The 24,422-nt window shown below is 65.6% G+C and carries 23 protein-coding genes; 19 read left to right on the top strand and 4 right to left on the bottom strand.

Annotated elements, in window-relative coordinates; genetic code table 11:
- Positions 1-735: 735 nt before the first annotated feature.
- The 3 genes from ACOGI7_RS10925 (at position 736) to ACOGI7_RS10915 (ending at position 2,128) form a co-directional block, all read left to right on the top strand.
- Positions 736-1,068, top strand: a complete 333-nt coding sequence (locus ACOGI7_RS10925; RefSeq protein WP_419848792.1) for a hypothetical protein — start codon at positions 736-738, stop codon at positions 1,066-1,068.
- Between the two features lie 403 nt (positions 1,069-1,471).
- Positions 1,472-1,696: a hypothetical protein gene (locus ACOGI7_RS10920; protein WP_419848791.1), complete on the top strand. Its 225-nt coding sequence runs from the start codon at positions 1,472-1,474 to the stop codon at positions 1,694-1,696.
- Positions 1,697-1,699: 3 nt separating this feature from the next.
- Complete coding sequence (locus ACOGI7_RS10915) at positions 1,700-2,128, top strand: type II toxin-antitoxin system HicB family antitoxin (protein ID WP_419848790.1); 429 nt, start codon at positions 1,700-1,702, stop codon at positions 2,126-2,128.
- A gap of 58 nt (positions 2,129-2,186) precedes the next feature.
- On the opposite strand, the gene ACOGI7_RS10910 is transcribed toward ACOGI7_RS10915, so the two are convergent.
- Together ACOGI7_RS10910 and ACOGI7_RS10905 are read right to left on the bottom strand one after the other, a co-directional pair.
- A complete protein-coding gene (locus ACOGI7_RS10910; RefSeq protein WP_419848789.1) occupies positions 2,187-2,606 on the bottom strand; it encodes a PIN domain nuclease in 420 nt (139 codons plus the stop codon).
- Positions 2,597-2,803: a type II toxin-antitoxin system VapB family antitoxin gene (locus ACOGI7_RS10905; protein ID WP_419848788.1), complete on the bottom strand. Its 207-nt coding sequence runs from the start codon at positions 2,801-2,803 to the stop codon at positions 2,597-2,599. The genes ACOGI7_RS10910 and ACOGI7_RS10905 overlap by 10 nt, the downstream gene beginning before the upstream one ends.
- A 156-nt stretch (positions 2,804-2,959) precedes the next feature.
- Here ACOGI7_RS10905 and ACOGI7_RS10900 point away from each other — a divergent pair, with 156 nt between their 5' ends.
- The 6 genes from ACOGI7_RS10900 to ACOGI7_RS10875 are packed head-to-tail and all read left to right on the top strand — an operon-like array spanning position 2,960 to position 10,228.
- Positions 2,960-3,442 carry a VOC family protein gene (locus ACOGI7_RS10900; RefSeq protein WP_419848787.1) on the top strand — a complete coding sequence of 161 codons (483 nt, stop codon included), beginning with the start codon at positions 2,960-2,962 and terminating at the stop codon, positions 3,440-3,442.
- A gap of 14 nt (positions 3,443-3,456) precedes the next feature.
- Positions 3,457-3,840, top strand: coding sequence for a cupin domain-containing protein (locus ACOGI7_RS10895; protein WP_419848786.1), 384 nt, complete (start codon positions 3,457-3,459; stop codon positions 3,838-3,840).
- 42 nt (positions 3,841-3,882) lie between these two features.
- Positions 3,883-5,970: a hydantoinase/oxoprolinase family protein gene (locus ACOGI7_RS10890; protein ID WP_419848785.1), complete on the top strand. Its 2,088-nt coding sequence runs from the start codon at positions 3,883-3,885 to the stop codon at positions 5,968-5,970.
- Positions 5,967-7,562 (top strand): hydantoinase B/oxoprolinase family protein, encoded by a 1,596-nt coding sequence (locus ACOGI7_RS10885; RefSeq protein WP_419848784.1) that lies wholly within the window; start codon positions 5,967-5,969, stop codon positions 7,560-7,562. The genes ACOGI7_RS10890 and ACOGI7_RS10885 overlap by 4 nt, the downstream gene beginning before the upstream one ends.
- A complete protein-coding gene (locus tag ACOGI7_RS10880) occupies positions 7,555-9,054 on the top strand; it encodes a class I adenylate-forming enzyme family protein (RefSeq protein ID WP_419848783.1) in 1,500 nt (499 codons plus the stop codon). Before ACOGI7_RS10885 ends, ACOGI7_RS10880 begins: the two co-directional genes overlap by 8 nt.
- Positions 9,055-9,058: 4 nt before the next feature.
- Positions 9,059-10,228 carry an aromatic ring-hydroxylating oxygenase subunit alpha gene (locus tag ACOGI7_RS10875; protein WP_419848782.1) on the top strand — a complete coding sequence of 390 codons (1,170 nt, stop codon included), beginning with the start codon at positions 9,059-9,061 and terminating at the stop codon, positions 10,226-10,228.
- A 35-nt stretch (positions 10,229-10,263) separates the two neighbouring features.
- On the opposite strand, the gene ACOGI7_RS10870 is transcribed toward ACOGI7_RS10875, so the two are convergent.
- Positions 10,264-10,530, bottom strand: coding sequence for a hypothetical protein (locus ACOGI7_RS10870; RefSeq protein WP_419848781.1), 267 nt, complete (start codon positions 10,528-10,530; stop codon positions 10,264-10,266).
- Positions 10,531-10,709: 179 nt separating this feature from the next.
- Between ACOGI7_RS10870 and ACOGI7_RS10865 the strand changes: the two genes are divergently transcribed.
- Genes ACOGI7_RS10865 through ACOGI7_RS10835 form a run of 7 tightly spaced genes read left to right on the top strand, consistent with a single transcriptional unit; the run spans position 10,710 to position 19,041 of the window.
- The gene (locus ACOGI7_RS10865) at positions 10,710-11,777 is read left to right on the top strand and encodes a BMP family ABC transporter substrate-binding protein (protein WP_419848780.1); all 1,068 of its coding nucleotides are present in this window, start codon (positions 10,710-10,712) and stop codon (positions 11,775-11,777) included.
- Positions 11,774-13,384 carry an ABC transporter ATP-binding protein gene (locus ACOGI7_RS10860; RefSeq protein ID WP_419848779.1) on the top strand — a complete coding sequence of 537 codons (1,611 nt, stop codon included), beginning with the start codon at positions 11,774-11,776 and terminating at the stop codon, positions 13,382-13,384. The genes ACOGI7_RS10865 and ACOGI7_RS10860 overlap by 4 nt, the downstream gene beginning before the upstream one ends.
- A complete protein-coding gene (locus ACOGI7_RS10855) occupies positions 13,381-14,472 on the top strand; it encodes an ABC transporter permease (protein ID WP_419848778.1) in 1,092 nt (363 codons plus the stop codon). Before ACOGI7_RS10860 ends, ACOGI7_RS10855 begins: the two co-directional genes overlap by 4 nt.
- A 51-nt stretch (positions 14,473-14,523) precedes the next feature.
- Complete coding sequence (locus ACOGI7_RS10850; RefSeq protein WP_419848777.1) at positions 14,524-15,462, top strand: ABC transporter permease; 939 nt, start codon at positions 14,524-14,526, stop codon at positions 15,460-15,462.
- 26 nt (positions 15,463-15,488) lie between these two features.
- Positions 15,489-16,523 carry a zinc-binding dehydrogenase gene (locus tag ACOGI7_RS10845; RefSeq protein ID WP_419848776.1) on the top strand — a complete coding sequence of 345 codons (1,035 nt, stop codon included), beginning with the start codon at positions 15,489-15,491 and terminating at the stop codon, positions 16,521-16,523.
- Between the two features lie 20 nt (positions 16,524-16,543).
- Complete coding sequence (locus tag ACOGI7_RS10840) at positions 16,544-17,656, top strand: methyltransferase (protein ID WP_419848775.1); 1,113 nt, start codon at positions 16,544-16,546, stop codon at positions 17,654-17,656.
- Positions 17,653-19,041, top strand: a complete 1,389-nt coding sequence (locus tag ACOGI7_RS10835) for an amidohydrolase family protein (protein WP_419848774.1) — start codon at positions 17,653-17,655, stop codon at positions 19,039-19,041. Before ACOGI7_RS10840 ends, ACOGI7_RS10835 begins: the two co-directional genes overlap by 4 nt.
- Positions 19,042-19,053: 12 nt before the next feature.
- Here ACOGI7_RS10835 and ACOGI7_RS10830 read toward each other — a convergent pair whose 3' ends face one another.
- A complete protein-coding gene (locus ACOGI7_RS10830; RefSeq protein WP_419848773.1) occupies positions 19,054-20,721 on the bottom strand; it encodes a class I adenylate-forming enzyme family protein in 1,668 nt (555 codons plus the stop codon).
- Positions 20,722-20,801: 80 nt separating this feature from the next.
- Here ACOGI7_RS10830 and ACOGI7_RS10825 point away from each other — a divergent pair, with 80 nt between their 5' ends.
- The 3 genes from ACOGI7_RS10825 to ACOGI7_RS10815 are packed head-to-tail and all read left to right on the top strand — an operon-like array spanning position 20,802 to position 24,409.
- Positions 20,802-21,977 (top strand): steroid 3-ketoacyl-CoA thiolase, encoded by a 1,176-nt coding sequence (locus ACOGI7_RS10825; protein WP_419848772.1) that lies wholly within the window; start codon positions 20,802-20,804, stop codon positions 21,975-21,977.
- A 36-nt stretch (positions 21,978-22,013) separates the two neighbouring features.
- Positions 22,014-23,165, top strand: coding sequence for an acyl-CoA dehydrogenase family protein (locus ACOGI7_RS10820; RefSeq protein ID WP_419848771.1), 1,152 nt, complete (start codon positions 22,014-22,016; stop codon positions 23,163-23,165).
- 11 nt (positions 23,166-23,176) lie between these two features.
- Entirely contained in the window at positions 23,177-24,409 is a 1,233-nt protein-coding gene (locus ACOGI7_RS10815; protein WP_419848770.1) for an acyl-CoA dehydrogenase family protein, read from the top strand.
- Positions 24,410-24,422 lie beyond the last annotated feature (13 nt).

The following is a 24,422-nucleotide window of genomic DNA, read 5'->3' as shown; positions in this document are numbered from 1 at the left end:
GCGAACACGCCATGCCCCCGGAGCAGTCCGGCCTAAGACTACATGTAGTAGGGGCGGTTGGGAGAAGACCGGGCGGCCGCCGGAGGCCAGCACACCGCGCAATGGTTCGGAGCAAATGTGAGGTCGCGCCACGGAAGAAGCGACCGACACTCTCTGCCTGATCTCCTCCTGTCCGAGCTCTGGTTGAGCGGGCCAGACGACAACGAGGGCATCCAGATCAGTTAGATCTAGGGAACGCACATGCCACTTTGACCAGTTTCCAGTGAGGGGCGGCAGGTCCTCCAGTTCTGGTATTGGGGTTTCGTCAGTGTCTCTCAGAAACCGTGTGGTTGCGGGGCAGAGGACCAACACCGACGTGCCACGCAGGCTGGCCTGATTGCCTGCCAGCTCGCAGTTATCTGAGAATAAGAAGGCCGGCGCTTCAGGCATCCCCGCAAGAGTCCACATCCGCTCCGTGTCTTCTGCTTGAAATGAAACGTCCCAGGTAGTAGGTCGGCTGAGGGGTATGACCCTCGTCTCATGACGCGAGATGCTGAAGCGACGTGGACGCCCTTGGGTGTCCGACAGGATCCAACAGCCATCGTGGCCGGGGGCAGGCGGAAGCTCCAGTTCGGGTCCGCTGCTGGAATAGGGGTCAATGCGCACTCGTGGTCTCGGCAGCCGTGGGCCGCGCCGGATGTCGATGCTCCTTTCCTCAAGGAGTTTCTCAACGAGGTAGTTGGGTAGCCCGGCGTCATGCGCAAGCAATTGTCCGCCGAGTTCGCGAGCGGCTTCAATGCCTATGTCGGCAACATCTTCGGCGCACTGCCACATTCGGGCCAGAAGATCCTCGGCAAACGCTCCGCCGTGTCGGAGGAACCGTTCCACTGGCTTGTCCAGGCCGGGATATCCTCTGGTCCGCCAGATCGAGAGCATGTGGGTGACATCACCTGTCTCGCTTCGCATGGCACCGAGCAGCTGCCGCCAGACATCTTTGGCACAGTAGGCCGGAATGCCACCGTGAAGAAGTATCGGTGTGACATTTCGGAGTCCGCGTTCTTCATCTACGACAGCCTGAAATGTCTCTAAGCCCAGGGAACTGAGGGACTCGAAGAACGCCCTTGCGACTCTATTTCGGTCGATGCCGTCGACCGAGATGTTTGGCCAGAAGGTGCCGCCGTCATACCGATGTATGCCCTCAGCAACCATGAATATGACGGTTGCGGCCGAACAATCAGCCATTATTTGCCAACTCTCGTGTGAGATCAGTCGCCGACTGGCGCTTCTGGCTTTGCCGTAGAGGTCTCCGTCGAGGGAAAGGTTGAGTTCACCCACTAGCCCGACGTTCCTCAAGCTGGGACGGAGTTCTTCATCAAGCCTTGCCGGGTTGATGCCTGTCCAACGGTCTTGGCTAACTGGCTCCACTTATTCTCCTGCACTCCTAAGGGCAATTCGTATCAATCTGTCGTATCCATTTGAAAATCGTACATTTATGTACGATACTGCTAGCATCAACGGCAGCGAGTTCGTCAGAAGGGTCCGAAGGCATGCCCGCAAGACCGGACAGGAATTCCATTTTGATGCAGCACACGGGAAGGGCAGCCATGGGCGACTCTACATTGGAGAACGGTTTACCACCGTTCAGCGGGGCGAGCTTTCAAAGGGCATGGTGGCTGCGATGCTGCGTCAATTGGGGATCGATCCAAAGGAGTTCTGAACCGTGATCTACGCCTATCCCTGTGACCTCACCCCTGATGCCGATGGATGGTTTGTGGCTACTTTTCCTGATGTGCCTGAAGCTGTCACTGGCGGGCCAGATCGGGCTGAGGCCATGAAGATGGCCGCTGATGCTCTTGCCGTTGCCCTTTCGGGGTATCTGCAAAGCGGTAGGGATGTTCCGCCGCCGGGGACGCCGGTGGAGCAGCAGGAGCTAGTGGCGGTGCCAACCGTGGTTGCCGCCAAGCTAGCTCTCTACTCAGCGATGAGAGAGCAGGAAGTAACCAAAGTGGAACTGGCCCGTCGCTTGAGTATCAGCGAGGCAGCAGTGCGACGCTTGGTGAATCCAGACCACCGTTCGCACATCGGACAGGTCAACAAGGCTCTGGCAGCCGTGGGATGCAGCCTGGTAGTTGAAGTAGTGCCTGTCTGATTGGGGCAGACGCGATGATTGCCGGGAAATGGCCTGCTGCCCTTGCTGGGTGAGCGGATTATGGGATTGAGCCTCGGGGGGCTATCCATTCGCTGGGTTGCCGGGTTATGGAGGCGATGCGGTCGTAGTCGGCGTCATAGTGCAGGACGGTGACCTCGTTGAGTTCGGCCACGGCGGCGATGAGGAGATCGGGTAGGGGTATTCGGTGCTGGCCGAGATGGGCTAGCTGGTGCTGGACTTCGATGGCCCGATCAGTCACATGCTCGGAGATGGGGTAGGACACCAGTGAGCGGCGCTCGGCGAGGATGGCCTCGTAATCGGCGAGGGACCGGGCGCTGTAGAGGATTTCAAGGTCGATGATCGGGCAGGTGGCGATCATGCCGTCAACCAGGAGCGGGCCGAGGCGGTGGCCTACTGGCGGATGATCGAATCGGGCGAGGGCACTCTTGTCGGCAAGGTACAGGGGATTTAGCGCCATGCGCCCTGCATGATCTCGTCATCGCCGAGGTCTGTTCCCCGGCCAGTTTCAAGTCGGCGCAAGTGCTGTCGGCGGAGTTCGGTGTCGAGCAATTGCTGCAAAGCGGTGTTGACGGCCTCTTTCATCGTGGCTACACCGATCAGCTCTCGTACCTCAGCCAGGAGGGCGTCATCAATGTCAACCAGACGCTTCGTCACAGTCCGTGAGTATATCCATAAGTAGTTCAAATGAATATATTCAGTTCAGCCAGAAGCACTCCAGACCTCGCAGCATGGGGATGTCCGAGGTCATGTCTTCCTGCTGAGAGAGCTGATGGCGTTGGCTACGCTGGGGTCGATGAGAAGGGCTAGTTCATGATCACGGGGATGAACCATGCGGTGCTGTATGTGCGGGATGCCCGGCGCCAGCAGCAGTTCTATGCCGATGTGCTGGGGTTTGAGACCATTATCGACGAGCCGGGGCAGTTCGTTTTCATGAGGGCGCCAGCCTCGGAGAACCACCACGACATCGCCTTCTTCTCCATCGGCGACGGGGCCGAGCCGTCGGCGGCTGGCCGCCGGTCGGTGGGGATGTACCACATTGCCTGGGAGGTTCCTACCCTGGAGGAGTTGGCCGCCATCCGTCAGCGGCTGGTGGAGGCGGGTGCCTTGTACGGCGAGAGCGACCACGGGGCCAACAAGAGCCTGTATGCCAAAGACCCCGACGGCTTGGAGTTCGAGGTGATGTGGCTGGTTCCCGCCGAGCACTGGGGTGACGAGGAGAACCAGGCCATCATCCGGCCCCTAGATCTCGCTCAGGAGCAGCAGCGGTTTGCCTCTCTCGCTGCTGACGAATAATCAAGGCCATCGCCATGGATCTCACCAACCAGTACTGCTACTTCTACGACGACGACCTGTTCACAGACACCGATCGGGAAGGCTTCCGCCGCCGGGTCATCACCGGCGACGGGCTCCAGCTCTGCTTCTGGCGCATCGCCGGAGGTGCCACCGGATCGTTCCTGCACCGCCACGAGCACCACGAGCAACTCGGCATCGTCGTGCGGGGCAAGCTCGACTTCCGCATCAACGACGATCCCGACAGCACCGAGCGGGTGGTGCTGGGCGAGGGCGAGGCATATATCGCGCCCAAGGGGGTGTGGCACGGCGACTCGGTGTTCATCGGCGACGACGAGTATGGGGAGTGCTGGATCCTCGACGTGTTCGCTCCACCCCGTGACGATCTACTCGCCGGTTAGGCCATGTCCGATTCCCGCTCCGGACCAGTAGAGAGCTAGCCCATGTCCGACTGGCGGCTGGCGGTTGACATCGGAGGCACGTTCACCGATGCGGTGCTGTTGGACGCTGCCACCGGTGAGGTAACCGTCAATAAGGCCCTCACCACTCCGGCCGCCCCCCTCGAAGGGGTGCAGGCCGCGGTGGGCCAGCTCTTGCGGCGAGCTGAGGTGGCTCCCGGTGAGATCACTGCTCCCATCGTCCACGCCACCACGCTGATCACCAACGCCCTCATCGAGAACAAGACGGGCAGGGCCGCCCTGGTTACCACCACCGGTTTCGGCGACACCCTGTTGATCCGCGACGAGCACCGCTACGACATGTACGACCTCCAGATCGAGTTTCCCGATCCGCCCATCAGCCGGGAGCTCACCTTCGAGATCGACGAGCGCATCGCGGCCACCGGGGAGGTGCTGGTGGTGCCGTCGGCGGCCAGCATGGCCGCGCTGGTGCGAGAGCTGGAGGCGGCCGGCGTCGAATCGGTAGCGGTTTGCCTGCTCAACTCATACGTCAACCCGGCCAACGAGCGGCTGCTGGCTGATGAGCTGCGCCGGGAGCTGGGAGTGCCAGTGTGCGCATCGGCCGACATCTCGCCGCAGATCAGGGAGTACCCCCGCATGATCACCGCGGCCTGCAACGCGGCCACCATGCCCGTCATCGGGCCATACCTGGATGAGCTTCAGAAGTGGCTGTCGGCCGAGGGATTCGGCGGGTCGGTGCTAATGATGCTGTCCAACGGCGGGGTGGTGTCGGCCGACGACGCGGCCGCCGCGCCGATCCGGCTGGTGGAGTCAGGCCCGGCTGCGGGCGCTCTGGCCGCCCGGTGGTTCGCCCGCCGCATGGGGGAGCACCGGTTGCTGGCCTTCGACATGGGGGGCACCACCGCCAAGGCCACCCTGGTGGAGGAAGGCGAGCCGGCGCTGACCACTACCTTCGAGGTGGCCCGGCGCTATCGGTTCAAGAAGGGGTCGGGCTTTCCGGTGTCGGTGCCCTCAGTCGACTTGGTGGAGATCGGCGCTGGGGGCGGCAGCCTGGCCCACCTCGACCAGTTCGGCCTGCTCAAGGTGGGGCCTGAGTCGTCGGGGGCCGACCCCGGTCCGGCGTGCTACGGACAGGGCGGCGACCAGCCCGCGGTGACCGACGCCGACGTGGTGCTCGGGCTGTTGGACCCCGATGCCTTCCTAGGCGGTGACATGCCCTTGGACGCCGGCCTTGCCCAAGCGGCCATCGAGCCCTTGGCCGACGGCCTGGGCCTGTCGAACACCGACACCGCGGCGGGGATGTACGAGGTGGTCAGCCAGAACATGGCCGCCGCCGCTCGCATGCACGCCGTGGAACGGGGGGTGGACCTGCGAGGTGTCACCGTGTTGGCCTTCGGCGGGGCTGGACCGCCCCATGCCTGCCGGGTGGCCGAGCTGTTGGACTCGGATCGGGTGGTATTCCCGGTCAACGCCAGTGTGCTGTCGGCCTTCGGAACCCTGGTGTCGCCCGTACGGATCGATCTGGCCCGCTCCATGCCGGTGAAACTGGCCGAGGTCAACCCTGCCGGACGAGAAGGCTTGCTGGACGAGCTGCGGGAGGAGGGCCGCCGGGTGCTGCTCAGCGCCGGTGTGCCCGAGGCCGACATCAGATTCCGCTACGGCATCGACGCCCGCTACACCGGCCAGGGAAACGAGATCACCGTCTGGGTGGGCGAAGGTAATGCCTGGGAGGCCTCCGACGAAGCGGTGGTCGAAGCGTTCGAGGCTGAGTACCGCCAGATCTACGGCATGACGATTGATGATGTGCCTATTGAGGTAGTCACTTGGCGCCTGTCAGCCCGAGCCGACCCGGCCGAGATAGCCGATGCCGAATTGCCGCCAGCCGCCGTCGACCTCTCTCCCCAGCCAGCATCCGTCCGCACCGCGGTATTCGGTCGAGAGGAAGACGCGATCGAAGTCCCGGTTTACCGCCGGGCCGACCTGGCCATTGGCGCGGCCTTCTCTGGGCCTGCACTGGTGGAAGAGCGGGAGACTACGTCGATTATTCGCCCTGGTTGGCAAGTGACGGTTGCCGGTGACGCCAGCCTTGTTGCCGTTCGGGAGGAGCAGTGACCCAAACCACCTACGACCCTATTCAACTGGAAATCCTGTGGCAGTCGCTCATCTCGGTGGTGAACGAGCAGGCTCGGGCCCTTCAGCGGGCCGCGTTCAGCCCCATTGTGCGCGAGGCCGGCGACCTGGCCAACGCGGTGTTCGACAAGCGGGGCCGCATGGTGGCCCAGGCGGTGACCGGCACTCCCGGCCACATCAACTCCCTGGCCATCGGCGCGGCCAACATGCTGGACGAATTCCCCCCCGAGGCTCTCGAGCCCGGCGACGTGTTGGTTACCAACGACCCCTATCTCACCGCGGGCCAGTTGCTGGACGTGACCGTGCTGGTACCGGTGTGGCGCGCCCCGGCTGCCGGGGGCGACCCCGTGCCCATCGCCTATTTCGGCTCCACCATCCACCACACCGACGTGGGGGGCTACGGCATCGGGGCGGGGGCCCGGGACTGCTTTGAAGAGGGCCTGTGGATCCCTATCTGCAAGCTCATGAGGCGCGGCGAGCGCAACGAGGACGTGTGGAAGTTCATCTTGTCCAACGTCCGCCAGCCCGACCACATGGCCGGCGACCTGCACGCCCAGATGGCATCGGGCGAGGTGGGCGCCCAGCGGCTGGCCGCCCTCTGCGACGCCTACGACCTCGACGATATCGAGGAGTTGGCCGACGAGGTCATCGACCGTTCCGAAGCCGCCACCCGGGCCAGCATCGCCGAACTGCCCGCCGGCGAGTACCAGGCCGATGCGGTGCTCGACCTGGCCGACGGCAGCCGCATCGACATTGTGTGCTCTTTGCGGGTGGACCCTGATGCCGGGGAAATCCTGGTGGACTACGCCGGCACGTCGGAGGCCAGCCCGTGGGGCATCAACGTGGTCCGCAACTACACCCACGCCTACACCACCTTCACCGTGCGCTCGGTGCTGAACCCGGAGATTCCCAACAACCACGGCAGCCTGGCCCCGATCAAGATGGCCGCCCCCGAGGGGTCCATCGTGAACGCGGTGCTGCCCCAGCCGGGCACCGCCCGCCACGTGGTGGGGATGTTCTTGCCCAACGCCCTGCTCAAAGCCCTCGCCCAGGTCAAGCCGGAGGAATCAATGGCCGAAGGGGCAGGCGCAGTGTGGACCATGCAGGTGAGCGGCAACCACGACGACGGCACCCCGTTCATCACCGCCATGTTCACCTACGCCGGAGGGGTGGGTGCCCGGGCCTCCAAGCCGGGCTTGGACGCCTGCTCCTATCCCACTGGGGTGAGCGCCGTGCCCATCGAGGTGGTGGAGGCCTCTGCGCCGGTGCGTTTCACCCGCAAGGCGCTGCGCCCCGGCTCGGAGGGGCCGGGAGCCCAACCCGGCGGCAAGGGACAGACCATCGAGTTCAGCGTGGACACCTCTCGCCCGTGGCTGCTTAACGCCGTCACCAGCCGCCTGTCCGATCCGCCGCAGGGCATCTTTGGCGGCGGTGCCGGGGAGGCGGGCTCCTTCCAAGTCAACGGCGAGCCGGTCACCACCCAGAGCCGCATCACCCTCGACCCCGATGATGTGGTGCGCCTCGAACTGCCTGGCGGCGGAGGCTACGGGGCACTTGAAGAGCCTGATGGCTGATCCGGTCGCGTTCTCGTCCGTTTGGGAGCGAGCGGTCGAGCGTAACTGCGATTCTGTCTTCTTGATCTTTGAGCGGCCCGACGGGACCGCCGCAACCTGGACCTACGAGCAGCTCGACGCCGTCATCGCCGATGTTGCCGCTGGCCTGATCCAGCGGGGGGTGACCCCCGGCGACTCGGTGCACTTGGCACTGACCAACACTCCGGCGTTTGTGGCCCTGTGGCTGGCCGCCAACCGGCTGGGTGCGTGGATCGTGCCGTCGGACCCTATGGGCAAGGTGCCAGAGCTCGCCGACCACATCGAGCGCACACAGCCGAAGGCCGGATTTTGCGCTGCGGATCGGGCCGGTATCTACCGCCAGGCCGCGGAGGCAAACCCCGATGTGGCCATCACCGAACTGGACGAAGCCAGCGGCAGCCTCAATGCGCTGATGGGGAATGCCCGGGTGGACTGGCCCGCAGTGGATCCTCGGGACCGGGCGGCGGTGATGTTTACTTCGGGAACCACCGGGCGCCCAAAGGGGGTGGAGATCACCCAGGCCAACTACGCCTTCTGCGGTCAGGTCATGGCCGAGCGGGCCGATCTGGCCCCCGATGATCGCCAGCTCGTGGTGCTGCCTCTGTTTCACGCCAACGCCCAGTACTACTCGTTCGCCTCGGCCATTTGGACCGGGGCCTCGGTGGCGCTGATGCCCGCCTTCTCCGCCAGCGGCTTCCTGGCCCAGGCCGCCCGGCACCGGGCCACCTGCGCCAGCCTGTTCGCTGCCCCGATGCGGATGATCCTGGCCCGGGGTGCCCCGGTCAAAGGTGTGGGGCTGCGCCACTGCTGGTACGCCCAGAACATCGCCGACGACCAGTACGAAACCCTGGCCGACTGGCTCGGGTGCCGGCCCCGCCAGCTCTACGGCATGACCGAGACCATTCCCGCCGTGCTCACCGAGCCGGCTGATAATCCCGTGCCGTCATCTATGGGCCAGGTCACCCCCGGCTGCCAGGTCATCGTGCGCGACGGTGAGGTGCTGGTCGGGGGACAGCCCGGCTCGACGCTGTTCTCCGGCTACCTGGACGATCCGAACACCACCGCGGCCTCGTTCACCGTCGACGGCTGGTTCCGCACCGGCGATCGGGCTCGACTCGATGAAGACGGTCGCCATTACTTCGATGGCCGCCACTCCGACGTGCTCAAGGTAGCGGGGGAGAACGTGTCCATAGTGGAGGTGGAGTCGGTGCTGGCCAGCCACCCCGCGGTGTTGGAGGCCGCGGTGGTGGGCGCACCCGATCCGGTGCGCGACGAGGTGCCGGTGGCCTTCGTGGTCCCCGCCGATTCCGCCACACCCCCAACCGATGAAGAGCTGTCGGCGTGGTGCCAAGAGCGGCTGGCCAAGGCCAAGCTGCCCCGCTCGTTTACGCTTATGGACGAGCTGCCGCGCACCAGCGTCGGCAAAATCCGCAAGTTCCTGCTACGACAAGAGGCAGAGGCGACAAGGGGGTGATCACATGACCATGTTGACCAGCGATTTGCTGGCATCGTTCGACGATTCCATCACCGACGTGGCCACGGCGGTGACCCTTCCCCCCGAGATCTACACCTCCGAGGAGTTCCTGGCCTTCGAGCGCCGGGCGTTGTTCGAGCACGAGTGGTGCTGCGTTGGGGTGGCCAGCCGCATCCCGGAGACCGGCGACTGGTTCACCGCCACGGTGAGCACCGAGCCCATCATCGTGGCCCGCCAGCGAGACGGCAGCATCGCGGCGTTCTCAGCCATCTGCCGCCACCGGGGCATGCAGGTTGTGGAGGGGGAGGGCAACAGCCGCTCTTTCCGATGTCCCTACCACCACTGGAGCTACCGGTTGGACGGCCGACTGATGGGCGCCCCGGCCATGGAGCAAACCGAGGGCTTCGACAACGACGACTGGGGCCTGCCCAATCTGGCGGTGGAGCTCTGGCACGGGTTCATATTCGTCAACTTCAATCCCGATGCTTCGCCGCTGGCCCCCACCCTGGAGCGGTACGAGCCGTACCTCGTCAACTACGAGCTCGACAACTGCGTGTGTCCCGGCACCTTCACGCTCGAAGACCTCCCCTGGAACTGGAAGGTCATGTTCGAGAACTTCAACGACGGCTACCACGCCAACCGCCTCCACCAGGTGATCCAGGACTTCTGCCCCTCAGAGATGGCCCGGTTCCCGGTGCCGTGGTCGGACGACTCCAACGTGATCTTCCGGGAGAACGGCTACACCCACATCGACGGCGGGTTCAACGCCACCCGCAAGGCCTTGTTGCCGGTTTTCCCCCAGCTCACCGAAGAGGAGCGGTGGCGCTCCACATTCGCGCTCATCCCGCCCACCCTGTGCTTCGGCACCGCTCCCGACCAGGCGTTCTTCTTCATCGTGCGGCCCACATCAGCGGAGACCATCGACGTGGAGATCGGCTACCTGCTGCACCCCAGCGCGCTTGAGCACCCCATGTTCGACCACCTGTTCCAGGCCAGCGACGAGGGAGTGCAAGTGTTCGTGGCCCAAGACCAAGACGCCACCACCAAGGTTCAGCGAGGCCTGCGGTCCCGCTTCGCGGTACGGGGACGGTACTCCTGGCAGGAGGAAACCCACGTGCAATTCAACCGCTGGTTGGTGCAGCGCTACCGCCAGCACTGGCCCGCGGGCCGCTAGCTGGCTGTTTCCGCGGTTACCTTGGCCAAGAGTGCCTATGGGGAAGCTTGGGTCGGTGATTCTGCGGTTTCTGCCCGACCTTCCAGCCGACCCACCCGGCGGCAAAGGTCCATGACGACTTTGGTGAGCTTGTCGATCCGCCCGTGGAGCTGGGCGAAACCAGCCTGGGTTTCTTCCCGGAGTTGGGCGAGGTCGGCTCTCATTTCTGTCCGAAGCTGGGCGAGGTCAGCTCGCCGGCCGCGGTCGAGGTAGAGCGTCAGGGTAATGCTGACCCCCAGCAGGGCGATGATGGCTTGTTCCATGAGGTTCTCCTGTCTTCTTCAGACGGGATTGCTGGGGGAAGCAGAGCCAGCTTACCGAGGCCAAGTACGGGTAACAACGAATGGGTTAGGCTGCTAAGCGATTGCCGGGACGGACGGTCCCGCACATCAGCCTGAGGAGGGGAACAATGCAAAGGCGATGGGTACGGAAGCTGTGGTTGATGGCGGTGCTGCTGTCATTGGTGTCCTTGGTGGCAGCTGCCTGCGGAAACGACGATGATGACGGGCCAACGGCGGATCCGGCCCTTTTGGACGCCTTTGACGCTGATGGTGACGACACTCTCACCATCGGGGTAGCAGCCGCCGGACCCCGGGACGATCAGGGTTACTACCAGGCGCTCGTGGATTTCGCGGAGGAGTTCTCGGCTGAGAACGGGTTCGCCCCGCCAATCGTGAGCGACAATATCGGCGCGGCCGAGGCTGCCCAGGCTATGTCCGATCTTGCCGAGCAGGGGGTGGACATCATTCTGGTCGGGGCCAGCGAGATTGCCGAGCCCCTGCCGGACCTCACCGCGCAGTACCCCGACATCTTCTGGTACTGCAATTGCGGCGCCGGGTTCGAGGGGGAGACTTCTGGATTTGCCCAGGCCACCGACTGGGGCTCTCCCATCCATTACACCGCGGGCGTGGCTATGGGCGCGGCGTTGCAGGAGCACGGCGGCGATACCGCGGTGTTCTTGGGTTGTTGCGATCTCGGCTTCGAGAAGGAGGCGTACAACGCCACTGTGCATGGCCTCCAGTCGGTTGACCCGTCATTCACCATGGAATATGTGGCCACCGGCGCCTTCCCGTTTGACTTCGACAACTCGGCCAACGCCACTGCCGCGCTGACCAACGCCATCGCCGAAGGCGCTACCTTGGCCTATGCCTATTTGGGCGGGGCACTCAACCCGGTTGGCCAGTTGGCCACCGATGAGGGGATTGCGGTGTTTGCCGCTGGACCCGCCGACATCTGTTCCCGCGACGACGGGATCAACTGGACGGGAAGCATCGTATTCGACGGCGGGCGATACGCCCTACAGGTGGTTCCCCGCATCATCTCTGGAGAGCTTACTGAGGGAGCTACCTATCAGTTCCCGACCGAGCGAGGGCTCAACGGCGCCGAGCTATGCGACCCGTCGGCAGAAGCGGAAGCACTGCTGGCCGAAGCTTTTGAAGCCATTGCGACCGACGGCGAGTTGCTCGGCGTACTCGGCGGGATCTCCGGCGAGGCCTACGGCGGCGGGTGACCGACGCGACGACCGAAATGACAGGCGCCGGGGGGCCTGACCCCTCGGCGCCTGCGGTCGAGCTCACTGGGATAACCAAGCGCTTCGGGGGGATCGTCGCCTGCGATCAGGTCGACCTGACCCTGCACCGAGGCCGCGTCCACGGAATCCTGGGCGAGAACGGCGCCGGCAAGTCGACCCTGATGAAGGTGCTCATCGGGCTGGTGTTGCCTGATGCAGGTTCTATCCGCATCGACGGCCAGCCCCGCACCATCCACGACCCGCTGGCTGCCGCTGACCTGGGCATCGCCATGGTCCACCAGCATTTCAGCCTGGTGGACCAGCTCACCGTGTGGGAGAACGTCGCCCTGGGTGAGGAGGGGCGGCTGAAGTCGGCTGGGGTGCGCGACCGGGTGGCGGCCATCAGCCGCCAATACGGGCTGGAGATCGATCCCGATGCCCGGGTGGGCGACCTCACCGCCGGGCTGCGCCAACGGGTGGAGATCATCAAGTGCCTGCGCCGCGACCCCCACATCCTGGTGTTCGACGAGCCCACTTCGGTGCTCACCCCCGAGGAGTCGGAGCAGCTCTTCAGCACGCTGCGGGAGGTGGTCGCCGCCGAAGGCCGGGCGGTGGTGCTGGTCAGCCACAAGCTCGACGAGGTGCTCCACGCCACCGACGAGATCACCATCATGCGCCAAGGTCACGTGGTGGATCACCGGCCCACTCAAGAGGCTGACGCCCGCAGCCTGGCCCGGGCCATGGTGGGGCGGGAGGTGTCGCTGCGCTCGGAGCGGGCGGCCTTTGGCATCGCCGATGTCGAGGAGGCAGTCGATGCCGACCCCGAAGACCGCCCGCCCGCGGAGACGGTGATCTCGGATGAGCCGGTGCTGCGGATCGAAGGAGTCACGGTACGGGGGCGGCGAGGCGGGGCGCGGCTTCTGGACGACATCAGCCTGGAGCTTCGAGCGGGCGAGATCGTGGGTGTGGCGGGGGTGGAGGGAAACGGCCAGCGGACCCTGGGCGATCTGCTGTCCAGCCTGGTTCCGCTGGACGCCGGGCGAGTGATGGTGAACAACGCGCCGGTACCCGCCGGCTCTCCCGGTGCCATGGCCAAGGCTGGCATAGGCGTCATCCCCGAAGACCGCCACGACTCCGGCGTGGTGCTGGATATGACGGTGGCCGAGAACCTGCTCATGGTGGACCCCCATCGAGTGGCCCGCCACGGGGTCATGGACAAGGGGCAGGTGACCGAGACGGCCCAGCAGATGATCGAGGAGTTCGACATCGGCTGCTCTGGGCCCGACGCCCCGCTGTGGTCGCTGTCGGGCGGCAACCAGCAGCGGGTGGTGCTGGCCCGCGAGCTGGCCGCCGAGCCCGATGTGCTGGTGGCCGCCCAGCCCACCCGGGGATTGGACGTGGGGGCAATCGAGTACATGACCGACCGGCTGCGACAGACGGCGGTCGATGGTGTGGCTGTGCTGTTGATCTCCAGCGAATTGGAGGAGATCCTGGAACTGTCCGACCGGATCGTGGTGATGTCCCGGGGCCGGATTGTCGGCGAACTCTCCCACGACGACGCCAACCTCGAAACCCTCGGATTGCTCATGGGCGGCAGCGAAGCATGACTCGAGGTTCCCGGGCAGCCGAGTGGGTGGTGCTGTATTCCCTCAGCATCGTCGTGGCCCTGGCCATCTCCAGCGTGATCGTAGAGGCCACCGGCGGTGACTGGTGGCCGGTGCTAGAGGCGTTGGTAGACGGCAGTCTCAAGGCCCCCGGGCGCTGGGGGGAGACACTGGGAATAGCCGCACCTCTGCTGCTGGTGGCGCTGGGCACCGTGATCTCGGCCAAAGCCGGCTTGATCAACATCGGCCAAGAGGGCCAGCTGTTGATGGGAGCGGCGTTTGCGGTGTTCTTTAGCTTCCGCATCGGCGGCCCCGGCCCGCTCAATGTGGTGCTGTTGTTGCTGTTCGGTGCTCTGGGAGGGGCGGTGTGGGCTTCGGCGGCCGGACTGTTGCGCTATTGGCGGGGAGTGCCTGAGGTGCTGAGCACCCTGCTATTGGTGTTCGTGTCCATTCAGGCCGTGGGCTACGGCTTGAAGTGGCAATGGCTGCTGTTGGCCGACGAGGCCAGTCGCGGTAACCGCAACTTGGTGAGCGAGCAACTGGCCAAGGACAACCGGATTCCCCGCCCCGACATATTCGGCAACGAATTTCCCATCACCGTCTATGTGGCCCTGGCCCTGGCCTTGGCGGTGGCCTACGTGCTGGCCCGCACGGTGTGGGGTTTCCGGTTGCGGATGCTGGGCCACAACCCTCGGGCCGCCCAGCGATCCGGGGTGTCGTCCACCGTCTACGGAGCCACCGCGCTGGCTATCGGCGGAGCCTTCGCTGGCTTGGCGGGGGCGGCCATGTTCGCCGGCGGGGGATTCTCCTTCGGCACCTACCGGCTGGTGCCCGGCTTCTCCGACAACATCGGCTGGACCGGTCTCTTGGTGGCTTTGATGGCCCGAGAGCGGGCGCTACCCGCCGTGGTGGCCGCATTCGTGTTCGCCATGCTGCGCACCGGAGCCGGCTTCGTGAACAGCACCGGAGTGGAAAGCCGAATCACCGACGTGGTGCAGGGGCTCTTGGTGCTGGCCCTGCTGGTTCCACCCGCAGTGGTCTTCCTACGAGATCGCCGTCGGGCCCGGGCGATGGCCACAGAGAGGGTGTGATGGCGTGCTGATCGAAGGAACGCCAACCGCTAATGGGAAAGGCCGATCATAGTGCTGATCGACTTCTTCTCCGCGGTGGGCGATGTGCTGTCCAGCGAGTCCACCTACATCAACGGTGCGCTGTTCGCCGCGCTGCTGGCCTTCGCCGCCACCGGGGAATGGGTGGCCGAGAGGTCGGGCACGCTGAACATCTCGGTGGAGGGCATGCTGTTGAGCGGGGCCTTTGCCGGTGCGCTCGGCTATCACCTGGCCGATTCAGTGGTGGTGGGCTTGGTGTTCGGTGCATTCGGCGGCCTGATCATCTCGGTCGTGCAAGCCCAGATGAGCCATCGCCTGACCGCCGATCAGTTCGTGGTCGGCCTTACCCTCAACATCTTGGTTGTGGGCCTCACCGGGTTCTTGGACCGGGAGATTGATCCTCGGGCCGACTACGCCTCCGAAGTGGAGATCCCCATCCTGGTGGACATCCCCCTGTTCGGTCAGGCGCTGTTCGGAGAGCCCTGGCCGTTCTATCTCCTGTACGGCCTCGTGCCGCTGTCGTGGTGGCTGGTGTACCGAACCCGTTGGGGGCTGGAGTTGCGGGCCGCGGGGGAGAACCCCCAGTCGGCCGACGTGAGCGGCATCGACGTGAACCTCCGCCGTCGCCAGTCCATCTACTACGCCGGGCTGACCTCCGGGCTGGGGGGTGCCTACTTCCTGTTCGCCCGACTGGCCACATTCGACGACTCCGTCATCGGCGGTCAGGGATTCATCGCCATCGCCGCGGTCATCTTCGGCGGCTGGACCCTGTGGGGCACCATGGGGGGCTGCGTCCTGTTCGCCGGGGCCCTCTCGTTCCAGCTGTCGCTGCAAGGGCTGGGCTACGACCTCAACACCGAGCTGCTGCAGGCTCTGCCCTATCTGGTGACCATCGGGGCCATGGCCATCTTCGCCAAACGGGTTCGACCTCCCGCCGCTTTGGCTCAGCCGTTCATCCGCGGTCTGAAATAGTCAGTCTGAGACGAAGGAGTGCGGCGATGAAGGCGATGCGATACCACGAGCCCGGCGGCCCTGACGTGCTTCGCTACGAGGAGGTGCCCGATCCCGAGCCCGGCCCGGTGGATGTGGTGGTCGACGTGGTGGCCACCGCGCTGAACCGGTTGGACGTGGTGCAGCGCAACGGCTGGTTCGCCATGCCCGGCTTCACTTTGCCCCACATCGCGGGCATGGACGTGGCCGGGGTGGTGTCTGAGGTCGGTGACGAGGTCGACGGGGTGGCCGTGGGCAACCGGGTGGTGGTGGACCCGTCGCTGGCCGGGGTGGACGACCGCTCCAAGCTGGGAGGCCGGGGCGACCTCTACGGGGAGTTGGGCATCATCGGCGCCACCGCCGACGGCGGTTACGCAGAGCGGTGCCTGGTGCCGGCCTCGCACGTCTATGCGGTGCCCCATGCCATGTCGCTGGAGACGGCGGCCACCTTCCCCACCTGCTACCTGACCGCAGCCCACGCCCTGTTCGAAGTGGGCGGGCTCACCGCGGGAGAGACGGTGATGATCCACGCCGCCGGCTCGGGGGTGTCGGTGGCCGGAATCCAATTCGCCGTGAACGCCGGGGCCACCGTATTGGCCACCGCGGGCACCGACGAGAAGTGTCAGAGGGCGCTGGAACTAGGGGCATCCCATGCGCTCAACAATCGAACCGGCGACGTGGCCGCATGGGCCCGGGAGCTGACTGCCGGAGCGGGGGTGGACATGGTGTTCGACCACGTGGGCACCGCCCTGTTCGGGCCGTCGCTGTTCGCCCTGGGCATCGGCGGGCGACTGGTGAACTGCGGCAATTCCTCAGGCGACGAGGCGGTGATTCCGTCGCTGGGCTACGTGTTCCACTCCGGCATCAAGATCTTGGGGTCCGATCCCTACCGCCCCGAGGAGTTCGGCCCGGCCTGGGACACCTTCTGCGGCGACGGATTCACCGCCGCAGTCGACTCGGCTTTCGACTTGGCCGACGCCGCCGACGCCCAGGCCAAGATGCTGGCCAGCGACTTCTTCGGCAAGATCCTGTTGAAGCCCTGACACGGATTTCGGGAGAACAAGTGGCTGATTCCCCGTATCCCGAACTGAAGAAATCCCACGTCCCCGAACGGGTAGGCCGCCCCTGGACCGACCACAAACCCCCGCCGTCATCCCCAGTGTGGGCGGTGATTAGCGGTTTCGGCTCGTTCCACGTGCTGGTGGCCGCCCTAGAGCTAGGCGTGTTTGACGCCCTAGCCAAGCGAGGCGCCAACCCTGGCATCCCCCCAGAAGCGACAGCCGCAGACCTGGCTGACGGGCTCGGGGTATCGGCTCCCCACCTGGGGGCGCTGCTCGACTCCCTGGCGGTACTCGGGCTGCTAGAGCGAGTGGGTGGTCGCTACGGCCTGAACGACACCGCAGCCCGCTATCTCACCACCGACGGGGCGGCGTCGATGGCCTCGCTAGTGCCGGTGGCCCCCGGTCCGCTGGACAACTGGTCGCGACTGGCCGACACCATTCGGGCCGGGCGGCCCGCCGAGCCCATTGACGACGACCCGGCCGAGTTCTACCGCCCTCTGGTCGAGGGCACCTTCACCACCATGCTCCGAGCCGCCACCCGGGCCGACCTCCAGCTGCGCTACAGCGCCATGACCGCCCCCCGAGTACTTGACCTGGGAGCTGGCGGAGCCCCCTGGGCCATCGCCGTGCTCAAGGCCTGCCCCGAAGCCACCGCAGTGATCAACGACCTCGACGGCGTAATCGAAGTGGCCCAGCGCACCACCGTCGAGCACGGCGTAGCCGATCGCTGCGAGTTCCGCCCCGGCAACTTCCACGCCATCGACATCGAGTCCGAGGCCTACGACATCGCAGTGCTGGGCCACGTCTGCCGCACCGAAGGCCCCGAAGGCTCCCAACACCTCATCGCCCGAGCCCACAAGGCCCTACGCCCCGAAGGCCGCCTCCTACTCGCCGACTACTTCATAGCCCCCGAACCCCAATGGAGCCCCCACAGCACGCTCATGGGCATGACCATGATGGCCAGCACCACAAACGGATTCGGAATCACCGCCTCGCAGGTCGCCGATTGGCTCCAAGAAGCCGGCTTCGAGCACCTCCGCCTAATAGAACCCATAGGCCACCAATACGCCTACACCGCAACGAAGCCTCGAAATTCACCAGGAGGAGAACAATGACCGAACAGATCGACACGCTGATCAAGGGCTGGTACGTCGTCACCATGAACCCGACCCGCGACATCATTCGCCACGGCGCAGTAGCCATCCGAGGCAATCAGATCGTCGACGTGGGCAAAGCGTCCGACCTCGAGTCCCGCTACCAGGCCGCGGAGACGGTGGGCGGCGACCGTTTTGTGGTCACACCCGGCCTGGTCAACACCCACATTCACATCACCGGCGAGCCCCTCACCCGGGGCTACGTGCCCGACGACACCCCGTTTGAGGAGAACGTGTTCCAGTGGCTGTGCCCCCTCTACTCGGTGTACACCGCGGAGGAGGAGCGCCTGTCTGGCCAGCTGGCCGCAGTGGAGATGCTGAAGTCGGGCACCACCTGTTTCTTGGAGGCGGGCACCATTCGATTTGTCGACAAAGTGATGGACGGCCTGGTCGAGTCCGGCATACGGGGCCGGATTGGCAAGTGGGTCTGGGATCTGCCCCCCGAGCCCAGCGTCTACCGCCAAGACACCGACGAGGCCATCGCCAACCTGCGCGACACCGTCGAGCGGTTTCAAGGCACCGCCGACGGGCGGTTGGGGGCATGGTCGATGGTGGTGGGCCACACCACCTGCTCCGACCCCCTGTGGCAGGCCGCTCGGGCCACTGCCGATGAGTACGGCGTGGGTCTCAGCTTCCACATGTCTCCTGCCACGTTGGACCCCGACACCTTCATTGCCGCGTTCGGCCAGCGCCCGATGGTGCACCTGGGAGAACTGGGCGTGCTGGGCGACGACACCGCCATCACCCACTGCGTCCACGTCGACGACCAGGAGATCGCGCTGTTGGCCGAGGCCGGAACGTCGGTGGTCCACTGTCCCACCACCGCGCTGAAGGTGAGCTACGGCGTGACTCAGATCGGCAAGATCCCCGAGATGGTCACCGCCGGGGCGAACGTGAGCCTGGGCACCGACGGCAACAACGCCTCCAACTACTCCGACCTGATGCGGGCCACCTATCTGGTGGCCGGCCTGTTCAAGGACGCCCGCATGGACCCCCAGATGTTCCCCGCCGAGAAGGCCTACGAGATGGCCACCTTGGACGGGGCCCGTACCATGCTGATGCAAGACGAGATCGGCTCGCTGGAGCCCGGCAAGCTGGCCGATGTGGTGCTGCACGACACCGACCGCCCCGAGTGGCGGCCGCTGCTCAACGTGATGAACCAACTGGTGTGGTCGGCCGACGGCAGGGGCGTTCACACCGTGTTCGTGGGCGGCCAGAAAGTGGTGGAGGATGGCCGCATGACCACCATCGACGAGGAGTCTTTCTACAGCCGCTGCCAGCAAGCCGGAGAAGCCGTCGTGGGGCGCTCGGGCCTCCCCGACAAGGCCAAGTTCCCCATTTGGTAGGAGGGGATCCGCCTACGCGTACAACTCCCGCTTGACCACTTTGCCTGCTGGATTGCGGGGCAGGGGAGAGGGGCGGATCTCCCAAAGGGTGGGAACCTTGTAGGGGGCCAGCACTTCTTGGCACCACTGGGCAAGATCGTCGGGATCGACCGGGGCATCGCCAGCCGGTACCACCACAGCCTTGACCTCTTGGCCCATCTCAGGGTGTTCGACGCCGAACACCGCCGACTCGGCCACCGCCGGGTGGGCGTCGAGGCGGTACTCGATCTCGATGGGGTAGATGTTCTCGGCGTTGCGCAGGATCATGTCCCGGGCCCGGGAGTTGATGTAGAGGTAGCCGTCGTCGTCGAAGCAGCCGATGTCGCCGGTGTTGAGCCACCGGTCCTCATCGATGGTGGCCGCGGTGGCATCGGGGTCGTTCCAGTACTCGAGCATGGTGTAGGCGCTGCGACACCAGATCTCGCCCTCTTGTCCGGTGGGCAGCGGCTGGCCGTCGGGACCGCGGATCTCGGCTTCGAAGCCGATGGCCACCTGGCCGCACGAGGTGGGACGCTCCCGGTACTCGCCACCGCCGATGCCCGCGATGACCGCCACCGACTCCGACGAGCCGTAACCCATGCCCACCGCGGGCGCGGCATTGGGAAAGGCCTGGCGCATCAGGTCTTGCACGGCCGGACTGGCCGGCGCGCCGCCGAAGCCCACGTTGACCACGCTGGAGGTGTCGAACTCCCCGAAACGGGGATGGTTCACCAGGCGCGAGCCGATGCTGCCCAGAGCAGCGAATGCGGTGACGCCTTCGTCTTGGATGAGCTGGAGCACCGCCTCGGGGTCGAAGCGCCCCTGGCGGTACACAATCTTGCCCCCGGTGACCATGCCGATGAGCGTGGTTCCGTACAGCCCCGACACGTGGAACAGCGGCGAAGTGCCCAAGGTCACCGACTGGGTTGGCGGGCTGGGGGCCGAGCCATCTTCGACAGGAGGGTTGGTGCGCATCTCGGTGAACACCCGAACCGCCCCGTTCATCATGGTGGACTGCACGAAGCCGATTAGCCCCCGATGCGAGCCCACTGCCCCCTTGGGGCGCCCGGTGGTGCCGCTGGTGAACAGGATGACCGCGGGGTCGTCCTCGGCCAGAGGGACGTCGATGTCATCGAGGGTCGCTCCGGCGCCAGCAGCAATGAAATCGGCCCAGTCGTCCTCGATCACCAAGCACGGTGCACCGGTGCTCCCCGAACCAGAGCGCTCCAGACGAGGGCGGTCGGCGATCACCAGCGCGGGCTCGCTCAATGCGCTGGCGAAGTCCACCTCATCGGCGGTCCACCAGCCGTTGTAGGCCGACACGATGGCGCCGATGCTGGTAGCGGCGAAGAACGACACCACCCACTCGGGGCAGTTGGCCGCGAAGATGGCCACTCGGTCGCCGTGGCCGATGCCCCGCTGCCGCAACGCGGTGGCCCCCGCCGCCATCTGGGAGATGAAGTCGTCGAAGGTGTGCCGCTGTTTTTCCAGGACCAAGAACTCCCGATCACCGAAGTTGGCGGTATTGGCCACCATCTCCCGCAGTGATCGCATCCGAGCGGCAAAAACTGCCGACTGTTGCCCCAAGACCTCTTCGGTGGTCAGCTCGAACAACCCACCCGGGCCGGTCAGCTCTTGGATCACATCCTCTCGAATACCCACGGCCCTGCACCCTAATCATTTCCAGCGAGCGGACCGGCTTCGACGGGCTGACTTGGGAGTTGAGGCTCTATCGTGGGGCCATGACTGAAGTCGTCATCGTCGAAGCCGTTCGCTCCCCAGTCGGCAAGCGAAACGGCGGTCTGTCCCCTGTCCATCCCACTTCTCTGCTCAGCCAGGTGCAGTCTGCCGCGGTCGAGCGGTCGGGGATCGATCCCGCCGTCATCGGCCAAGTAGTGGGCGGCTGTGTCGACCAGGTCGGGGCCCAGGCCATGAACGTCACCCGCACCGCGTGGCTCACCGCCGGCCTGCCGGAGGAAACGGCGTGCAGCACGGTGGACTCCCAGTGCGGCTCGTCGCAGCATGCGGTGAACCTGGCCTACAGCCTGGTGAAGTCCGGCGTAGAAGACACGGTGATGGCCTGCGGGGTGGAGAGCATGAGCATCGTGCCCATCGGGTCGAACGCCACCGCCGAAGGAGTGGGCCGGCCGGTGACCCGCGACTACTTCGCCAACTACGAGTTCACCTCCCAGTTCGAGGGTGCCGAGCGCATGGCCGACAAATGGGGCATCACCCGGGAAGACTGCGACCGCTTCGGTCTGGCTTCCCAGCAGCGGGCGGCCCGGGCCTGGGCCGAGGGCCGCTTCGAGACCCAGATCGTTCCCATCGAGGCTCCGGTGCTGGACGAGGACGGAAAGAAGACCGATGAGACGGCCACCGTCAGCGCCGACGAAGGCCTCCGGGAGACCACTCTGGAAGGGCTGGCCAATCTCAAGCCCGTGGCCCGGCCCGACGGCGTGCACACCGCGGGGTCGTCGTCCCAGATATCCGACGGCGCCGGAGCAGTGCTCATGATGACCGCGGATCGGGCTGAGCAGCTCGGGCTGACCCCGAGGGCGCGGATAGCCGAGACCTGCTTGGTGGGGTGCGATCCGGTGCTCATGCTGGAGGGGCCGATCCCGGCCACCCATAGGCTGCTGGAGCGGACCGGGCTGGCGATAGACGACATAGACGTGGTGGAGATCAACGAGGCGTTCGCTTCGGTCGTGCTGTGCTGGGCCGCGGAGCTGACACCCGACATGGAGCGGGTGAATCCCAACGGAGGGGCCATCGCGCTGGGCCATCCGCTCGGCGGAACCGGGTCGATCTTGGTCACCAAGGCGCTGCACGAGCTGGAGCGCACCGACGGCCAGTGGGGCCTGATCACCATGTGCTGCGGAGGCGGCTTGGGCACCGGGACCCTGATCGAAAGGCTCTGATGGCCACCTTGTCGCGTTGCGGAAAAGGCTGACCGAATGGCCACCGATGCCGGTTTAGCCGACGAGCTGGTCGGCGCGATCCGCACTTGGGTGGATCGCGAGGTCATCCCCAATGCCTCCGAACTTGAGCATGCCGACGAGTTCCCCGAGGCGATGTTCGCCCAGATGTGCGAGTTCGGCCTGTTCGGGGCCACCATTCCCGAGGCCTACGGCGGGTTGGGACTGGACGCCACCACCTATGCCCGCATCATCGAGGAGCTCTCCCGGGGATGGATGTCGCTGGCCGGCATCCTCAACACCCACAAGATCGCCGCCACCATGATCGGGCGCTACGGCACCGACGAGCAGCGGGATCGCTTCTTGCCCCGTATGTGCGATGGCTCGTTTCGATCGGCCTTCTCGTTGTCAGAGCCCGACGCGGGCAGCGACACCCGCAACATCCGCTGCCGAGCGGTGCCCGACGGCGATGAGTGGATCGTGAACGGCACCAAGATGTGGGTGACCAACGGCATGCGAGCCCAGATGGTGATGCTGTTGGCCCGAACCCCCGACGACCGCATCACCTGTTTCATCGTGGAGAAGGAGCCGGGATCGGGCGCCGACGGCCTCACCGTGTCGCGCACCATCCCCAAGCTGGGCTACAAGGGTGTGGAGACCGTGGAAATGGCCTATGCCGACTTCCGGGTGCCCGACGCCAACGTGCTCGGCGGCTCCGACGGCGTGGGCCACGGGCTGCGCTACGCCCTGTCGGCCTTGGAGCTGGGCCGGATCAACATCGCCGCCCGGGCGGTCGGGGTGGCCCAAGCCGCCTTCGAGGCGGCCATGAAGTACGCCCAGGAGCGGCAAACGTTCGGCCGGCCCATCTACGACCACCAGGCCATCGGGTTCAAGCTGGCCGAGATGGCCACCAAGCTCCACGCCGCCCGCCTGATGACCTACGACGCGGCCCGCCGCTACGACTCCGGGGAGCGCATCGACTTGGAAGCGGGCATGGCCAAGCTGTTCGCGTCCGAGTCCGCCTTCGAGATCGCCTCCGACGCGCTGCGCATCCACGGGGGCAACGGCTACACCGAGGAGTACCCGGTGGAGCGTTACTTCCGCGACACGCCCCTCATGATCATCGGTGAGGGAACCAGCGAAATCCAAAAGATGGTGATCGCCCGCCAACTGCGTGATCGGTATTCCTGAGAGGACAGGTGATGGCCGAGATTTCTGAGGATCAGCTTCGCCAGAAAGTGCAAGGTCTCCTGACTGACGTCGATCCCGCGGAGGCAACGCAGTACGAGTTTCGGGGCGCTCAATTCGACCGGGGCCTTTCCCGGGTGGACTTTCCCGAGGGCAAAGGGGGACTCGGGCTGTCTCCCAAGGCCCAGACCGTGGTGGACGAGGAGCTTCGCAAGGGCAGTCGGTACTGGCACGATCTGCACGTCAACCCCATCGGCATCGGCATGGGCGCGCCCACCGTGCTGGCCCACGGCAGCGAGGAGATGCATCACCGCTTGCTCCGGCCTTTGTTCACCGGCGAGGAGGTCTGGTGCCAGATGTTCAGCGAGCCCGGCGCGGGCTCCGATGTGGCCGGCTTGGCGTCCCGAGCCGAGCTCGACGGCGAAGAATGGGTGGTCAACGGCCAAAAGGTTTGGACCTCGCTGGCTCACCGCGCCCGCTGGGGGATGTTGGTGGCCCGCTCCGAGCCCGACGCCCCCAAGCACCGGGGCCTGACCTATTTCGTGTTGGACATGACCCTTCCCGGAGTCGAGGTGCGGCCCCTGTACCAGATCACCGGTGAGGCCGAGTTCAACGAGGTTTTCTTCAATGATGTGCGCATTCCCGACTCCATGCGGCTGGGGGAGCCGGGTCAGGGATGGAACGTGGCCATCACCACGCTGATGAACGAGCGGGTGGCCCTGGGCGGCGGGGTGCCCGACCGGGGCAGCGGCCTCATCGCCATCTTGGTCTCGGCCTGGGAGCGGCTCCAAGGCCAGGCTGGCGGCCGGGAGGGGTCTGAGGCCATCCGCCGCCGAGTGCTGCGAGATCGAGTGGTCCGGCTGTGGTCCGAGGCCGAGGTATTGCGGCTGACCAACTGGCGGGCGCGGACGCTGGCATCGGCGGGCACGCCCGGTCCGGAGGGGTCGGTGGGCAAGGCAGTTTCGGCCGAGCTGAACCAGCGCATCTATGAGTGCCTGATGGACGTTGTGGGATCGGAGGCCATGCTGTTCCCCCAGGGCTACCCGATGTCAAGGCCTGATCAGTCTGAAGTGGCTTCGCATCGGAATACCCCACCGGTGAAGGGTTTCTTGCGGTCGCGGGCCAACACCATCGAAGGGGGCACCTCCGAGGTGATGCGCAACATCCTGGGCGAGCGGGTGCTTGGCCTGCCCAAAGAGCCCGGTGTCGACAAGAACACCCCGTGGAGCGAGATCCCCCGCAACTGAAAGCCAGCAACAA

Source organism: Candidatus Poriferisocius sp., from assembly GCF_965204145.1.
In the GTDB taxonomy this organism is placed as follows: Bacteria; Actinomycetota; Acidimicrobiia; order Acidimicrobiales; family Bin134; genus Poriferisocius.
This window is presented reverse-complemented; position numbering and strand designations above follow the sequence as displayed.

Excerpts from the sequence above, each read along its gene's own strand:
- ACOGI7_RS10925 (WP_419848792.1), top strand. The coding sequence starts at position 736 with ATGCGCAAGCAATTGTCCGCCGAGTTCGCGAGCGGCTTCAATGCCTAT.
- ACOGI7_RS10920 (WP_419848791.1), top strand. The coding sequence starts at position 1,472 with ATGTACGATACTGCTAGCATCAACGGCAGCGAGTTCGTCAGAAGGGTC.
- ACOGI7_RS10910 (WP_419848789.1), bottom strand. The coding sequence starts at position 2,606 with ATGGCGCTAAATCCCCTGTACCTTGCCGACAAGAGTGCCCTCGCCCGA.
- ACOGI7_RS10900 (WP_419848787.1), top strand. The coding sequence starts at position 2,960 with ATGATCACGGGGATGAACCATGCGGTGCTGTATGTGCGGGATGCCCGG.
- ACOGI7_RS10895 (WP_419848786.1), top strand. The coding sequence starts at position 3,457 with ATGGATCTCACCAACCAGTACTGCTACTTCTACGACGACGACCTGTTC.
- ACOGI7_RS10890 (WP_419848785.1), top strand. The coding sequence starts at position 3,883 with ATGTCCGACTGGCGGCTGGCGGTTGACATCGGAGGCACGTTCACCGAT.
- ACOGI7_RS10880 (WP_419848783.1), top strand. The coding sequence starts at position 7,555 with ATGGCTGATCCGGTCGCGTTCTCGTCCGTTTGGGAGCGAGCGGTCGAG.
- ACOGI7_RS10875 (WP_419848782.1), top strand. The coding sequence starts at position 9,059 with ATGACCATGTTGACCAGCGATTTGCTGGCATCGTTCGACGATTCCATC.
- ACOGI7_RS10870 (WP_419848781.1), bottom strand. The coding sequence starts at position 10,530 with ATGGAACAAGCCATCATCGCCCTGCTGGGGGTCAGCATTACCCTGACG.
- ACOGI7_RS10865 (WP_419848780.1), top strand. The coding sequence starts at position 10,710 with ATGGCGGTGCTGCTGTCATTGGTGTCCTTGGTGGCAGCTGCCTGCGGA.
- ACOGI7_RS10855 (WP_419848778.1), top strand. The coding sequence starts at position 13,381 with ATGACTCGAGGTTCCCGGGCAGCCGAGTGGGTGGTGCTGTATTCCCTC.
- ACOGI7_RS10845 (WP_419848776.1), top strand. The coding sequence starts at position 15,489 with ATGAAGGCGATGCGATACCACGAGCCCGGCGGCCCTGACGTGCTTCGC.
- ACOGI7_RS10835 (WP_419848774.1), top strand. The coding sequence starts at position 17,653 with ATGACCGAACAGATCGACACGCTGATCAAGGGCTGGTACGTCGTCACC.
- ACOGI7_RS10825 (WP_419848772.1), top strand. The coding sequence starts at position 20,802 with ATGACTGAAGTCGTCATCGTCGAAGCCGTTCGCTCCCCAGTCGGCAAG.
- ACOGI7_RS10820 (WP_419848771.1), top strand. The coding sequence starts at position 22,014 with ATGGCCACCGATGCCGGTTTAGCCGACGAGCTGGTCGGCGCGATCCGC.
- ACOGI7_RS10815 (WP_419848770.1), top strand. The coding sequence starts at position 23,177 with ATGGCCGAGATTTCTGAGGATCAGCTTCGCCAGAAAGTGCAAGGTCTC.